Genomic DNA, 14,629 nt, shown 5'->3' on the forward strand with positions numbered 1-14,629 from the left:
GTTACACAGGTACAGGCTCGGAGGGCAGAGGGCGATGTCGTCGTACGAGATCGACGGGGTGACCCTGCCCGAGGCCGTCGCCGGCCATCCCGCGCTCGACTTCTGCAACACGCGCGCGGGCTGGAACGCCCCGAAGCAGCGCGAGTACCTGGTAGATGCCGGGGTTCTCGCGGTCTGGACCCGGCAGGCCGGCCTGAGCGGGCAGCCGTCCGGCGCTCGGCCCGACACGGCGCCGGCCGAGGCGGTCCTGGCCCGGGCTCTCGTCTTCCGGGAGGCGCTCTACCCCGTCCTTCTCGGCCGCGGCACCCCCGACGACTGGTTGACGGTGTCCCGCGAGGCCGCCCTGGCCCAGACGCACGCCCGTCTCGTACCCCCGGCCGACGGCGAGCGCTCGGCCCGCTGGGAACGGGACACCTCCGGCCTCGAAGGTGCCCTCCGGGCGGTCGCCGCCAGCGCCGCCGACTTCCTCACCGGACCGGGGTACGGCACCGTCGGCGCCTGCCCGGGCGAAGGGTGCGGCTGGTTGTTCACCGATCCCCGCGGGCGTCGGCGCTGGTGTTCCATGGCGGTGTGCGGAAATCGGGCCAAAGCCAGGCGATACCGCAGTAGCGGACGATGACACGCGCGGGCCGTCGAGCGTCCTGAATTTAAATTTCGGTCAAGCCAGAACTAGGGGGGCCGGAAGGACTACCCCGACCCTCACCGAAACAGGTGAAGGCAGTTACTTTCCGCGGAATTCGGCCTCCGGCCCGGCCCTCTCGGGGACGCATCCTGTCGGTGAGTCCCCGTAAGGTACGGGGCGTGACGGATCCTCGCGCCCCACGGCGGGCCTTCCCCCTTCGAGGCAAGCTCAACCGTCGTCGGACCGTGACCATAGGGATCGCTCTCGGGGTCACCGCCGCGACCGCCACCGCGGTCACGCTGACCCCGATGGCCTCGGCCCTGCCCGCCGCCCTGGGGGGTGGCACCGAATACACCGCGCCGCTGGTCGGTGCCGGCAACGCCGGCGCGATCGAGGGTGAGTACCTGGTCATGCTGAAAGACCAGGCCGGTCTGCGGGCCGCCGGGGTCGACGGCGCCGGCGACCCGGCGCCGGCCTTCGTGGCCGAGGCGGTCGAGCGCGGCGAGGAGGCCGGCGCCACCGTGCAGTCGCAGTTCGACGAGCTGCGCGGCTACGCCGCCGAGCTCACCGAGGGCGAGCTGGCCGAGATCCGGGAAGACCCGGCGGTCGAGTACGTCGCGGTCAACCAGCGCTACCGGGCCACCGACACGCAGAAAGACGCGCAGTGGGGGCTGGACCGGATCGACCAGCGCAGCAGCAAGCTGAGCGGCTCGTACTTCTACACGAACACCGGCAAGGGCGTCACCGCCTACGTGGTCGACACCGGCATCCGCAGCACCCACCGCGACTTCACCACCAGCCTCTCCGGGGCCAAGGTGAGCAGCCGGGTGGTGGCCGGCCGGTCCACCCTCGACAACGACAAGAGCACCGAGGACTGCGAGGGTCACGGCACGCACGTGGCCGGCACCATCGGCGGCTCGGTCTACGGCGTGGCCAAGGAGGCCACCCTGGTGCCGGTCCGGGTGCTCGACTGCGACGGCGGCAGCACCAGCTCGATCGTCGCCGAGGGCCTCGACTGGATCGTCTCCCACCACCAGAGCGGCACGCCGGCGGTGGCCAACCTCAGCCTGACCAACGAGGGCGGGGCCGACCCGGTGGTCGAGGCGGCCGTCGAGCGGGTCATCGCCGACGGGGTCACCGTGGTGATCGCGGCGGGCAACGGCAACGCCGCCGGCGTCGGCATCCCCGCCTGCTCGGTCTCGCCCAGCGACGTGAAGGCGGCGCTGGTGGTCGGGGCCACCAACCGCAGCGACCGCCGCACCGGCTTCTCCAACTACGGCGCCTGCGTCGACCTCTACGCCCCGGGCCTGGGCATCAAGTCGGCCGGCATCGACAGCGACACGGCCAGCCTCACCCAGTCGGGCACCTCGATGGCCACCCCGCACGTCACCGGGGCGGTCGCGCTGTACCTGCAGAACAACCCCAAGGCCTCGCCCAAGCAGGTGCAGGCCGCGATCGTGCAGGCCACCAGCAAGAACGCGGTCAGCAAGGTCAGCACCAAGTGGTCGCGCAACATGCTCTTCGCCCCGCAGAAGGTCAAGGCGCCCTCCGCCACCACGGCCAAGTCGCAGGTCGCCTCCGGTGCCTCGCTGCCGGTCGGCAGCAAGATCACCAGCCCCAACGGGCTCTACACACTCACCCAGACCACGAAGGATCTGCGGCTGACCAAACCCGGCAACCGGGTGCTCTGGCGCTCGGGCAAGGCCGCGGCGTGGACCAAGATGACCAGCACCGGCAACCTGGTCTCGTACGACGCCTACGGTCAGCGGGTCTGGTCGTCGGGCACCGGCGGTGGCGCGGCCCGGCTCGAGGTCGACAACCGGGGCTTCGCCGCGATCGTCAACAACTCCGGCGGCAGCACCCTCTGGACCAGCAACAAGGCCCAGAAGTCGGCCCCGCAGCAGAACGCCAAGGGCAAGTCCACGCTGGACAAGGGGCTCGGCCTCTACCGCGGCGGGCGCACCCTGGTGTCCAAGAACGGCAAGTACAGCCTCGCCCTGCGGGCCAACGGCAACCTCACGGTGACCGAGAAGGGCAAGGGCATCGTCTGGAGCACCGGTGTGAAAGACGCCGACTGGCTCTACCTGCGCAACAGCAACCTCACCCTGGTCAACTCCAGCGGCAAGACGGTCTGGCAGTCCAAGACCGTGGGCAAGGCTGCCGACCGGCTGCGTCTGCTCGACAGCGGCAAGCTCCAGCTGGTGCGCAAGAGCGACAGCAAGGTGGTCTGGACCGCCAAGTAGCCCTCGAACCCGAACGGGGGACGTCCGCGCTCGAGTCGAGCGCGACGTCCCCCGTCGGGTTCGGGGTGGCTTCGATCAGGGGACGTCCTCGCTGAAGTCGAGTGGGACGTCCCCTTGGTTTTTGGAACCGCCCCGCAGATCAGGGGACGTCGATGCTCGGGTCGAGCGGGACGTCCCCCTTTGGTTCTTGGCCGGTTGAGACCAGGAAACGTCCGCACCCAACTCGAGTGCGGACGTCCCCCATTGGTCTCTGGCCTCAGATCGTCGGGCCGGACTCCAGCTCGATCAGACCACCGTCCGGGCCCTCGAAAGTGCTCGAGCCGGCTACCGAATCGACACTCTCGCCGGGCTCGAGCCGCCGCACCATCAGGCCGTCGGCCGCCGTCGCGGCGTCGACCAGCACCCCGTCGCCGTCGTGGATCTCGCCCGCCAGCAGGGCCTTGGCCAGCTTGTCGCCGATCTCGCGCTGCACCAGCCGGCGCAGCGGCCGGGCCCCGTAGGCCGGGTCGTAGCCGGTCAGCGCCAGCCAGTCCCGGGCGGCCGCGGTGACCTGCAGGTCCAGCCGCCGGTCGGCCAGCCGCCGGGCCAGCAGGCCGATCTGCAGCTCGACGATGCTCGAGAGCTCCTCCATCCCCAGCGGGTCGAAGACCACCACGTCGTCGAGCCGGTTCAGGAACTCGGGCTTGAACGCCGTGCGCACCGAGGTGAGCACCGCATCCTTCTTGGCCTCGTCGGACAGCGTCGGGTCGACCAGGAACTGCGAGCCCAGGTTCGAGGTCATCACCAGGATGGTCGAGCGGAAGTCGACCGTGCGCCCCTGGCCGTCGGTGAGCCGGCCGTCGTCGAGAACCTGCAGCAGCACGTCGAACACGTCCGGGTGGGCCTTCTCGACCTCGTCGAACAGCACCACGCTGTACGGCCGCCGGCGCACCGCCTCGGTGAGCTGGCCGCCGGACTCGTAACCGACGTAGCCGGGAGGGGCCCCGATCAGCCGCGCCTCGCTGTGCTTCTCGGCGTACTCGCTCATGTCGATGCGGACCATCGCCCGCTCGTCGTCGAACAGGAAGTCGGCCAGGGCCTTGGCCAGCTCGGTCTTGCCCACGCCGGTGGGGCCGAGGAAGAGGAACGAGCCGGTCGGGCGGTCGGGGTCGCTGATCCCGGCCCGGGCCCGGCGCACCGCGTCGGAAACCGCTCGGACCGCGTTCTTCTGGCCGATCAGCCGGCCGCCGATGACCTCCTCCATCCGCAGCAGCTTGGCGCTCTCACCCTCCAGCAGCCGCCCGGCCGGGATCCCCGTCCAGGCCGCCACCACGTCGGCGATGTCGTCCGGGCCGACCTCGTCCTTGACCATCGGTGCCTGCTGCGCCGGGTTGTCGTCGATCACCTGCTCGGCCGCCTGGGCCTCGGCGATCTCCTTCTCGATGGTCGGGATCTCGCCGTAGAGCAGCCGCGAGGCCGCCCCCAGATCGCCCTCGCGCTGCAGCTTCTCGGCCTGGCTGCGCAGTTCGTCGACCCGCTTCATCAGGTCGCCGACCCGGTTCAGGCCGGCCTTCTCCTGCTCCCAGCGGGCGGTGAGCGCGGCCAGCTGCTCGGAACGGTCGGCCAGGTCGGCCCGCAGCTTCTCCAGCCGGGCCCGGCTGGCCGGGTCGTCCTCGCTGGCCAGGGCCATCTCTTCCATCTTGAGCCGGTCGACCTGGCGGCGCAGGGCGTCGATCTCCTCCGGGGAGGAGTCGATCTCCATGCGCAGCCGGCTGGCCGCCTCGTCGATCAGGTCGATCGCCTTGTCGGGCAGCTGCCGGCCGGGGATGTAGCGGTGCGAGAGGGTGGCCGCGGCGACCAGGGCGGCGTCGGTGATCGCCACCTTGTGGTGCGCCTCGTAGCGCTCCTTCAGGCCGCGCAGGATGCCAACCGTGTCCTCCACGCTGGGCTCGCCCACGTAGACCTGCTGGAAGCGCCGCTCCAGAGCCGCGTCCTTCTCGATGTTCTCGCGGTACTCGTCGAGCGTGGTGGCACCGACCAGGCGCAGCTCACCCCGGGCGAGCATGGGCTTGAGCATGTTGCCCGCGTCCATCGAGCCGTCGCTGCTGCCGCCCGCGCCGACCACGGTGTGCAGCTCGTCGATGAAGGTGACGACCTCGCCCTCGGAGGACTTGATCTCCTCCAGCACGGCCTTCAGCCGCTCCTCGAACTCCCCGCGGTACTTCGCCCCGGCCACCATCGCGGCCAGGTCGAGGCTGATCAGCCGCTTGCCGCGCAGGCTCTCGGGCACGTCACCGGCCACGATGCGCTGGGCCAGGCCCTCGACCACGGCGGTCTTGCCCACGCCGGGCTCACCGATCAGCACCGGGTTGTTCTTGGTGCGCCGGCTCAGGACCTGGACCACGCGGCGGATCTCGGCGTCGCGGCCGATCACCGGGTCGAGCCGGCCGTCGCGGGCGGCGGCGGTCAGGTCGACGCCGTACTTCTCCAGCGACTTGTAGGTGCCCTCGGGGTCGGGGCTGGTGACCTTGGCGTTGCCGCGCACCTTGGGCAGCGCCTTCACCAGCTTCTCGGAGGTGAGGCCGGAGCTCTTCAGCACCGTGTCGGTGGAGGCCAGGCCGATCAGCAGGTGCTCGGTGGAGACGTACTCGTCGCCCAGCTCCCGGGCCACGTCACCGGCCGCCGACATCGCCTGGTAGGTGGCCCGGCCCAGGCTGGGCGTGCTGACCGAGGAACCGCTGGCCCGGGGCAGAGCCTCGAGCGCGGTGGCGTTGGCGCGGCGCAGGGCCTGCGGGTCGGCGCCGACCGCCTGCAACAGCGCCGGGGCCACCCCGTCGGGCTGCTCCAGCAGGGCGCCCAGCAGGTGTGCGGGCTCGACCTGCGGCGCACCGTCGGTGGCGGCCCGCCGGACGGCGGAGGCCATTGCCTCCTGGCTGCGGGTGGTGAGCTTCAGATCCATGGTTTTCGGTTTCCCTCCGCTTCGGCCGGGATCGGATGCCGCTGTGGACAACGCCGACAGAGTTGAGTCTGTTCCGCTCAACCCAGGGTATACGCACCGGCGGAGGGACCAAACGCAGAGGGCCGCCGATCCCCTGGGGAATCGGCGGCCCGGAGGCGAACCTGATCAGCTGAGCTTGACCTCGCTGGTGGTGGCCCGCACGGTGACCCCGTCCTCGCCCACCTTGACGTCCCGCGCGGTGAAGCCGAAGGGGAGCTCGGGCAGGTGGTAGGAGCCGCTCAGCAGCTGCTCGACCTGGGGGCGCAGCTCGGCCGGCACGTCGGTGAGCGAGTCCTGGGTGAGCTCCAGCAGCAGCGCGCCGTCCTCGATCCGGACCGTCGCCGCCCCGGTGATCTGGGTGCTGGCCAGTGCGTTCTCGAAGGTGCCGGTGATTGCCAGGGCGCCGGCCTGACCCTGGGTGAACTCCACGTCCAGGCTGTCGTCGGGCAGCCGCTCGGCCACCACCTGGTCGATCGAGGCGAAGCCGACGGTGGCCTCGGCCACGGCCGAGTCGACCGGCACGTCGCTCAGGCGGTGGCTGAGCAGGTCGCCGAAGCTGGCCGAGATGCCCCGCATCTCCACGTCGAGCTCGTCGACGGTCAGCCCGTCCTGCACCGTGAGGTCGTCGACCTTGGCGTTGACCTGCTTGTACTTGCCGCCGATGGCCTGGGTGAGCAACGGGAAGCCGTGCACCTCGACCTCGGGCCGCTCGGCCAGGCCCGCCGTGCTCTGCACCCGGTCGGCGACCACGCGTTTCGCGGCCCACCAGGTCACCCGGTCGACGATGACGAGCAGCACCAGCAGCACGAGGACGACCCCGACGAGCCGACGGATGATCACGACCAAACCTTTCGCAAGGGCACCAGGACGGACGCCTCCGGCGCACCGCCGGGTAACCGTGACATACCCGGACCGGCAAGTGACAGTCGGGGCCACTGGTCGGTATGAGATCGCGATCGGGGTGCAACGGCCACTTGACGGCGGGAATGCGCCGAAAGTGCGGATTGGGGGCGGAGCCTGGGCGGCGCGCACGGTGTCGCGCCACCCAGGCCCCGCAGTCGTGGGACTCATGCGGAGCGGTGACTCACGCAGAGTGGCCTGACGGACGACTGAACGTTGGGGGCGGATTCTCACGGATCGTGCTCGACCCGGAGAATCTCGCAGGTCAAAACTCTCAGAATGCATATTCCGACGTCAAGGTGTAATGGGGTCATATCGACGCGATCGCAGAACAGAATGACGGAGTGTGAGCGGATTCGTGCCCGAGCGGGATCCTCGTGACTACGCAACAATGACCGCCACCAATCGGACACCAGCAACGGAGAGCGGGGACCTGATGGCAGGCGACCTGAGGACGGTCGAGCGCTTCGCGGTCAACCAGAAGATCACGATGATGGTCAACCGGTACGAGATCCGCGAGCTGCTGCCCGACGGCAGCACCGGTGGCCTGCTCGCCTTCGCCCAGCAGAAGCGCCTGGCCTTCAAGGAGGAGGTCACCTTCTACACCGACGAGCAGCGCACCCAGCCGGTGTTCAGCTTCAAGGCCCGGCAGCGGATGGACCTGGGCGCCACCTACGACGTGCTGGACGCGGCCGGCCAGCCGATCGGCTGGTTCCGCAAGGACTTCGGCAAGTCGCTGCTGCGCAGCACCTGGCACATGGGCTTCGCCAACAGCCCGGTCGAGCTGTTCGGGCAGGAGCGGAACAAGAACGTGGCGATCGCCCGGCGGGTCTGGGAGTTCGTGCCGTTCCTGAACGACCTGCCCTCGCCGTTCGTGTTCCACTTCGACTTCACCGACCCGGACGGCACGATCCTGCTCTCCTCGCAGCGCAAGCGCGCCCTGCGCGACCGCTACGAGGTCGACGTGCCGGGCGCCCGTCTGGACGGCCGGCTGGCTGCGGCGATGGCGGTGGCGCTGGACGCGCTGCAGTCGCGCTGATCCGACGCTCCCCCAGGGCCCGCCCCGGCCTCAGCGCAGGTAGTCGCGCGAGGCCGGGCGGGTCACCAGGACCAGGATCACGATCGGGATGATGATCGAGGTGAACCCGCGCGGGTCACCCTGCCCGGCGTTCCCCAGACCCATGAAGATCCAGACCCCGCCGACCACGAGCGTCCACAAGTAGTGCTTGCGACCGCCCCGGGGCAGGCCGCGGGCCAGGACCAGCGCGGCGACACCGGGCCAGACCGACCAGGTGACCTGGCCGAGCACCTCGGCGTCGGCCCCGAGCACGGCGATCACCGCGATCGCGGAGACCACGCTGATCACCCCGCCGATCACCAGCAGGATGCGGGCGGCCTTCAACGGGCGCGGCATCTCGGGCCGCACCGACGGTGCACCGTAGGCGTTCATCCGAAAACCTTTCTACTGGTAGGGCTGAGGAGCCGGGCGGCGCCGGGCGGGCAGGAACCAGACCGCAGCCGCCACGCAGACCAGAACGGCAAGCCACTGCAGTACTCGGCCGGTGATCGTGCCGGTGGTCACGTCGCGGTCGGCCCAGAGCCAGATCGACAGGGCCAGCAGCACCAGCGGAACCGGCACGACCGCGAGAAGGTAGCTGCCCAGCGAGGTTCCACCGCGCGAGCGCCGGAACAGCAGTGCCGGCGCGCCCACCACCACCGCGTACGTGACCAGGGCGGACAGGGTGGCCACCCAGTCGGGCCGGGCGTCGCGGGCGGTCAGCGCGTAGAACACCCCACTCACCACCAGGTAGAGAATGCCGGCGATCACCCAGGTGCGTAGCACCGAACCCATTGCTCTGCTCATGCTTTCGTTCTCCTGACCGGGCGCCGTCACTGACATTCGGAGTACTGCAGCAGAGGACGTGAACCGTCGGTGCGGGGTGCCCCCAGGTACCGGGCGTCGACCGTCTGGCTGCTGCTGTTCTCCGTGCTGATCTTGGCCCCGAACTTCCAGCCCACGTTGATCTCGGCGCCGAACTCCTCGATGTCCTTCACCCCCTCGTACTGCACCTGGGACGAGGTGGCCTTGTCGTACATGAGTTGACCGAAGACGTCGCCCTCGGCGGCCTCCCGGTCGGGGACGAGCGAGTCGTAGGTGAGCCCGAACGGGGAGCCGAACTGCTCGTTGTTGCCGCGGAGCCAGGCCTGGGCGGTCGCCCGGTCGGCGTCGTTGTCGAGCTTCAGGGTGGTGGTGGTGACCGTGGCCGTGGTGAACGCCGAACCGTCCTTGCCGGTCGCCTCGCCGTCCTTGCCCGCACCCTTGCCGGTGACGTTGGCCTGCAGCGAGCCTTCCCGGGTGCTCACGAACGACAGCTCGGTCAGCTTCCCGTCCTTGTCCCGGGTGACCTTGAAGGCGCCGGTCGACTTGCCGGCGGCCTCGCCCCCGACCAGGATCGCGCTGCCCTCGACCTTGCCCTCCCCGGCGAGCTGGTAGGTCCAGCTGACGTCCCCGTTGGTCTTGGTCTCCTGGGTGACCTCGTACTCCCCCTTGAGGGCGAGCAGGCCGCCGACGTTGGGGTCGAACTCCTCCGGCCCGGCCTCCTCCGCCGACCCCTCGTCGGTGGCGTTGCTGTTGTTGCTGTTGTTGCTGTTCCCCGGCGCGGCCGCCTCCTGGAGGGTGACCTGCAGGCCGGCCTGGACGCCCGCGTCACCACTGACCTTGGTGACCTTGGTGGTCGGGACCGGCACCTCGGGATAGCCGACCGCCCGGTTCCAGAGAATGATGAAGAGGCTGTCGGGGGCGTTCTCCATGCTCTTCATCGAGGAGTACTCCTCGATGTCGGCCTGGAACTTGTCGGCCTCCTCGGCGGAGCTGAACTCCCAGGTGTCGCCGTAACCGACCTTGACCGTGCCCGAGCCCTCGACCTCGAGTTCGCCCACCTCGGTGCCGATCTTGCCGATGTCGAAGGTCTTGCCGTTCGGCCCGCCGGCCACCCCGACCGACTGACTGCCCACCGCGGTGAGCTGCACCTTGCCGTCGGCCATCTCCTGCCGCTGGAAGCCCAGCTCCTGGCCGATCCGGACGAACCCGATGTTGATCTCGCTGCCGTACTTCTCGCTCTGGTCGCGCACCCGGCACTCGGTCGGCTTGAAGCCGGCGTCGGTGGCCGTGGGCGCACTCGAACCGCAGTTGCCCAGGCCGAGAGTCAGCACCTGGCAGATCGCCCGGGTGACGGAGGAGACGAACTGCTGGGGCGCCAGGGCCACCACCACGGCCAGGATCAGGACCGCGGCGGCGACGGTCAGCCCGACCTGTTCCACGGTCGCGGCCCCGGTTTCGGAGCCGGCGGCGCGCATCTGCCGGCGCCGGGCGGTCACAAGTCGTCTCACGCAACGACGTTAACCAGGGCGGACTAGGTCTCCGGGCCCAACTTCTTTCAGGACAAGGGTTTCGTCCTTCGGGGCGGTCGGAGTCCGGCGGCCCGCTCGGCCTCCAGCTCGAGCCGGCGCTGATGCCTGCGCTCGTCCTCGGCCGCCCGGTACCCTTCGGGATCTTCCGCGCGGAATCGCACTGCGGCCGCGAACTTCTCGTACCGATCGGCCAGATCCTGCATCGGGTGCAGCCACGTCCCGTCGCTCTGCCTCAGATCGGCCCCGTGCAGATCGGCCAGGCCGTAGTCGGCCAGCGGGTCGTCGACGAGTTCCTCACCCTCCAGCCACTGGGCCGCGAGAGCATGTACCTCTTCCCGGGTACGCACGCCGTTGCACAGGTCTGCCCACCAGCCCCGCACGGTCTCCGCGTCGGGCATCGCCGCTTGCTCGCTCATCCCCACACTCTGGCGGTCATTCGTAGAACTCTCCACTGGCGATCCGCTTCTCGATGGTGCGGTTCGACATACTGCGGATGTTGGTGATGGTGTGTCCCGGATTGTCACGCGAGAAGACCACGAAGGAACTGGTGCCGTCGCCGTTGTCGACGAACCGGACCTCCCGCTCGTCCCCGCCGACGTTCTGCCGGTACGACTCCCCCTCGGTCAGGACCTCGTCGATCTCCTGCTGCGACAACCGCTTGGGGTCGGCCTTGCGCAGTTCGTCGTGCACGTCGCGAGGCGCGATCGAGGTCTCCTCGGCCCGATCCGCGGCCTCGTCCGCCTCCTGGTACTTCTGGTACGCCTCGTCCTGCTCGGCGTCGGCCTTGCTCTGCTGCTCACGCTCGTACTGCGCCCAGGCGTCATCCATCTCCTCCTCGGTGCAGTCCTTGGCCGCGTGCAGCACGAGCACCGCCGACGGAACCCGGCCACCCCCACCGAAGGCCAGCACCGAGCCCGCCGGACCGCCGGGGTCGGCCCCCGGCAGTCGCAGCGCCACCGCGCAGACCCCGCCCAGGGCCTCGTCCTTCGCGTCGTCGGCGCGTTTACGGGCTTCCTCAGCCGCCTTCTCCACCGCCGCCAGGTCACCGGCATCACCGGCCTTCTCGGCCGCGGTGGCGAATTCTGCCGCTTCGTCGGACAGCCGGGCCAGCTTGCCCAGGTCGGCCGCGCTCTCGGCGACCTTGCCCGCCTTCCCGAGTTTGCCCAGCACGCCTGCGGCCCGGCCGGCGTCCACTCCCGGGATGAACCAGGAGCCGACGTTCCAGACGGTGCGCCCGACCGAACCGCCGTAGTCCTCGCGGTCCCACATCTGCGACGACTCCTCGTCCCAGACCAGCGAGAGCGCGGCGTCTCCGGGGTGGTCCCAGGCGTACTCACCCGCATCCACCAGCGAACCCGGATCCGTCACCAGGTCCCAGATGCCCACCACATCGTCGACCGCACCCTTGCCCACGTTGAACAGCCCGCTACCGGTCTGCTTGGTGGCGTTCCAGGTACAGCCCCAGAAACCCGAGCAGTCCCAGTCGCCGCCGTCCTCCTGCTCCTGCTCCTGCTCCGGCTGCTCCGTCACGGGAGCCGGAACACCCTCACCGCAGGAGGTACCCGGGACCACGGCACAGATCGCCGACTTCAGCCCACTGACCAGCTGACCACCGGCCCCGGTCGCCGCCAGCACGGCCAGCACGGCACCGAGCACGATCGTGGTGGCGACCACCATCGCCACGTACTCGGTCGCGGCCTGCCCGGCTTCTCGTCCACGCCTGCCCGGACCCGGCGTACGCACCATGCCGACGACGCTAGTGGCGCAGAACTAGGCCCCAGGGCCCAACATCAGGAGATCAGGCGTGGTTCGAGGTCGTCGAAGAGGTCGTCCAGATCCGTTTTCAGAGACGGCTTCCCGTCATCACCGGTGATCTCGAACTGCAGTTCGAGGTCACCGCAGAGCACCTCGGCCGTTCCCGGCTCGTCCGGCTCGTCCGGCTGATCCGGCTCGTCCGGTTCGGCGAGACGGCAGGCTCCGAGCCGGATCCCGAGCTCGGCGGTGGCCGACGACTGGGCCCGGTCACCGGTGGAGGCGGGTTGCCGATGCCGGACCTGGGCCCAGATCCGGCCGGAGGCGCGGGTGTACTGGTATCCGACGAGATCGGCACCGTTGCGGTCGGCGTACTCACCGGCCTGCTCACGCCCGAACCCCCCGGTCAGGGAGTCCAGCACGCCAGGCAGGTCCTCCACTGTGCGGGCCTGGTCCACTGCGTCCAGAACTGCTGAGGCCAGGTCGTTCTGGATCTGCTCGGCCGCCGCCAGCGCGGCCGCGTCGGCCGCGGCCCGCGAGCTCGCCTTCTGGTCGGTGGCCTCGCCCAGCGGCAGGAAGTAGCTCACTGCCAGGAAGAGCAGACCCACCATGACCACCGTGACCAGGCCGATCGTCAGCTGGCCGGAGTCGTCCGGGCGCCGCCCGCCGGCTGCAGTCCTCATCTGGTCACCGGGGCGCTCAGGGCCTCGAAACCAGGCATCGAGAACTTCACCTCGGTCACCGCCTCGGGCAACGCCGGGTAGAGGATGCTCAGCTCCACCGGCTCGGCGCCGGTCGAGGCCGGCAGGTAGGCACAGGCGCAGTCCAGGGTGTCGTTCTCGGCCTGCGACCACAGCCCGGCGGTCAGGCGGAGGTCGGCCGACTCGGCGGTGAGCTCGAAACCGCGGACATCGGCACTGGAGACCTTGATGTACGGCGTGAAGAGCGGAACCGCAGGGCTGTCGGTGCTCAGCGAGATGCGCACGTGCGTGGAGTCGGGACCGGCCTCGACGGCCAGGATCCGTAGAGTTGCGGGCACATCCTTCACGTCACCGGGCGACGCGTCGTTGCGGGCGTAGATCGTGCCCTGCGCAGATGCCACCGCCTCGGCCGTGGCCGGCTGCCCGCTCAGGTACTTCTGCGCGAGCTCGCTGACCGTTGGACCGCCCGAAGTCTTCGGAGAGTCACTCTGCGCCTGGGGATCCCCGGAGTCGCGCGCCCACCAGAAGACCCCCACGGCGACCAGTACCGCAACCAGCAGGAGGCCGGCCAGGAGCCGGGTCCGGCCACGGGTGGCAGACATGCTCATTTCCCTTCACCCGAACCGATGACCACACTCACCCGACGGTTCCGCCTGCGTCCTTCGTCGGTGGCATTGCTGTCCACCGGGTCGGCCTCGCCCACGCCGGAGACGTCGTACGTGACGCCGGAAATCGTGATCAGCGGTTTCAGGGCCTCGGCAACCGCCTGGGCGCGGCGCTGCGACAGGTCCAGGTTGTGCGGGTCGCTGCCGGTGCTGTCGGTGTGTCCCACGACCCGGACCTGCCCGCCCTTCGCCGAGGCGTTCACCTCGTCGGCGGCCTTCTGCAGGGCCTGGCCGGCGTCCGGCCCCAGTTCGGCCGAGTCGACCGCGAACAGCACGTCGGCGGCGAGGTCGACCGAGGTGGTGTCCGCCTCCGAGCGCTCTGTCACGGTCTCCTCGAGGTCGGAGGTCTCCACCGTCATCGGGACCACCGACTTCTCCGGTTCCAGCGAGGCGGCCGCCGCGGCCTGGTCGATCTGCGGCCAGCCCTCACCGGTACGGATCGGGCCCTCCTGCGCGACGGCGGGTTCCAGGACTCCGTCCTCGACCGGCACGTCGTGGACCACGTCGGCGTTGCCGAACAGGATGTCCACCTGCTCCAGGTCGTCCGGCAGTTCCGGCATCACCGCGTAGAAGGTGTAGAAGGTGCCGCCCGGCTGCCCGGACGGCCAGGCCGCCTCCGGCGAGACCAGCATCTGCTCGGTACCGTTCGCGTCCTGACCGTGCAGCGGAAGGTACACGCGGCGGTTCGCGAAGTCGGCCAGGCGCACCTTGCCGACCGTCGTGTAGGGGGAGACCAGCCGGTCGACCGCGATGCGGTTGAAATAGCCCCACGAGGCGGAGGTCTCACCGCTGGGGATGCCGCCGGAGAAGTAGACCACCGAGGCACCCGGGATGCGCCGGACCCCGTGCACCAGCACGGTGGCCCGCACCCCGTCGGCCTCCCGGTCCGCAGTCAGCGTGGTCGTTCCCAGCACCGGAACCTGGGGGCTGGTGGCGGCCTTCGCCGCGGGGGCCGCGAACAGGCCGGCGACCAGAGGCAGGAGGGCCGCGACGAGCACCCCGCTACGCCTTCGCCCGCTGGGACCTGGCTTCTGCTCGACCATCATCTCCACCCTTCCGACGGTTCCGGTGCCCGGTGACATGCCGATGCGGGCGAAGGACCCGAAGTCCTTCGCCCGCACCGTGGATCAGGGATCAGCCCTGGTTCAGCACGCTCTTGATCTTGTCGCCGACCGTGGTGTCGATACCGGCCGCCTTGATCGCGGTGGCCACGGCGAGCACCACCACCACAGCGGCGATCACCATGCCGACGTACTCGATCGTGCCCTGACCGCGGTCGCGCGCCCCCTCGATGCGCTTCGCGGCCCAAATCTGCATGGAGACAAGCTTCCTGGTCATGCGATGCTCCTTCGTGCCGG

At 69.9% G+C, this 14,629-nt stretch carries 14 protein-coding genes; 3 read left to right on the plus strand and 11 right to left on the minus strand.

Annotated elements, in window-relative coordinates:
* Window positions 1-34: 34 nt before the first annotated feature.
* Complete coding sequence (locus LWF15_RS02095) at window positions 35-619, plus strand: CGNR zinc finger domain-containing protein (RefSeq protein WP_232808598.1); 585 nt, start codon at window positions 35-37, stop codon at window positions 617-619.
* Between the two features lie 248 nt (window positions 620-867).
* The gene (locus tag LWF15_RS02100) at window positions 868-2,865 is read left to right on the plus strand and encodes a S8 family serine peptidase (RefSeq protein ID WP_232808599.1); all 1,998 of its coding nucleotides are present in this window, start codon (window positions 868-870) and stop codon (window positions 2,863-2,865) included.
* A gap of 256 nt (window positions 2,866-3,121) precedes the next feature.
* Here LWF15_RS02100 and clpB read toward each other — a convergent pair whose 3' ends face one another.
* Both clpB and LWF15_RS02110 read right to left on the minus strand, forming a co-directional pair.
* Window positions 3,122-5,803: an ATP-dependent chaperone ClpB gene (gene clpB, locus LWF15_RS02105; protein WP_232808600.1), complete on the minus strand. Its 2,682-nt coding sequence runs from the start codon at window positions 5,801-5,803 to the stop codon at window positions 3,122-3,124.
* A gap of 165 nt (window positions 5,804-5,968) precedes the next feature.
* Window positions 5,969-6,682 carry an LmeA family phospholipid-binding protein gene (locus LWF15_RS02110; protein WP_232808601.1) on the minus strand — a complete coding sequence of 238 codons (714 nt, stop codon included), beginning with the start codon at window positions 6,680-6,682 and terminating at the stop codon, window positions 5,969-5,971.
* A gap of 406 nt (window positions 6,683-7,088) precedes the next feature.
* On the opposite strand from LWF15_RS02110, the gene LWF15_RS02115 reads away from it, so the two are divergent.
* Window positions 7,089-7,781 (plus strand): LURP-one-related/scramblase family protein, encoded by a 693-nt coding sequence (locus LWF15_RS02115; RefSeq protein ID WP_232808602.1) that lies wholly within the window; start codon window positions 7,089-7,091, stop codon window positions 7,779-7,781.
* Between the two features lie 30 nt (window positions 7,782-7,811).
* Here LWF15_RS02115 and LWF15_RS02120 read toward each other — a convergent pair whose 3' ends face one another.
* From LWF15_RS02120 to LWF15_RS02160, 9 genes are all read right to left on the minus strand, one after another.
* A complete protein-coding gene (locus LWF15_RS02120) occupies window positions 7,812-8,192 on the minus strand; it encodes a hypothetical protein (protein ID WP_232808603.1) in 381 nt (126 codons plus the stop codon).
* Between the two features lie 12 nt (window positions 8,193-8,204).
* A complete protein-coding gene (locus LWF15_RS02125) occupies window positions 8,205-8,606 on the minus strand; it encodes a hypothetical protein (RefSeq protein WP_232808604.1) in 402 nt (133 codons plus the stop codon).
* Window positions 8,607-8,632: 26 nt separating this feature from the next.
* The gene (locus tag LWF15_RS02130; protein ID WP_232808605.1) at window positions 8,633-10,132 is read right to left on the minus strand and encodes a hypothetical protein; all 1,500 of its coding nucleotides are present in this window, start codon (window positions 10,130-10,132) and stop codon (window positions 8,633-8,635) included.
* 47 nt (window positions 10,133-10,179) lie between these two features.
* Entirely contained in the window at window positions 10,180-10,569 is a 390-nt protein-coding gene (locus tag LWF15_RS02135; protein WP_232808606.1) for a hypothetical protein, read from the minus strand.
* Between the two features lie 16 nt (window positions 10,570-10,585).
* Window positions 10,586-11,899, minus strand: a complete 1,314-nt coding sequence (locus LWF15_RS02140) for a hypothetical protein (protein ID WP_232808854.1) — start codon at window positions 11,897-11,899, stop codon at window positions 10,586-10,588.
* A 44-nt stretch (window positions 11,900-11,943) separates the two neighbouring features.
* The gene (locus tag LWF15_RS02145) at window positions 11,944-12,588 is read right to left on the minus strand and encodes a hypothetical protein (RefSeq protein ID WP_232808607.1); all 645 of its coding nucleotides are present in this window, start codon (window positions 12,586-12,588) and stop codon (window positions 11,944-11,946) included.
* Complete coding sequence (locus tag LWF15_RS02150; RefSeq protein WP_232808608.1) at window positions 12,585-13,208, minus strand: hypothetical protein; 624 nt, start codon at window positions 13,206-13,208, stop codon at window positions 12,585-12,587. Before LWF15_RS02150 ends, LWF15_RS02145 begins: the two co-directional genes overlap by 4 nt.
* A gap of 2 nt (window positions 13,209-13,210) precedes the next feature.
* A complete protein-coding gene (locus LWF15_RS02155; RefSeq protein WP_232808609.1) occupies window positions 13,211-14,314 on the minus strand; it encodes an OmpA family protein in 1,104 nt (367 codons plus the stop codon).
* A gap of 91 nt (window positions 14,315-14,405) precedes the next feature.
* On the minus strand, window positions 14,406-14,609 hold the full coding sequence (locus LWF15_RS02160) for a hypothetical protein (protein ID WP_232808610.1): 204 nt from the start codon (window positions 14,607-14,609) through the stop codon (window positions 14,406-14,408).
* Window positions 14,610-14,629: the final 20 nt, after the last annotated feature.

Source organism: Kineosporia rhizophila (assembly GCF_021277265.1).
Taxonomy (GTDB): Bacteria; Actinomycetota; Actinomycetes; order Actinomycetales; family Kineosporiaceae; genus Kineosporia; species Kineosporia rhizophila.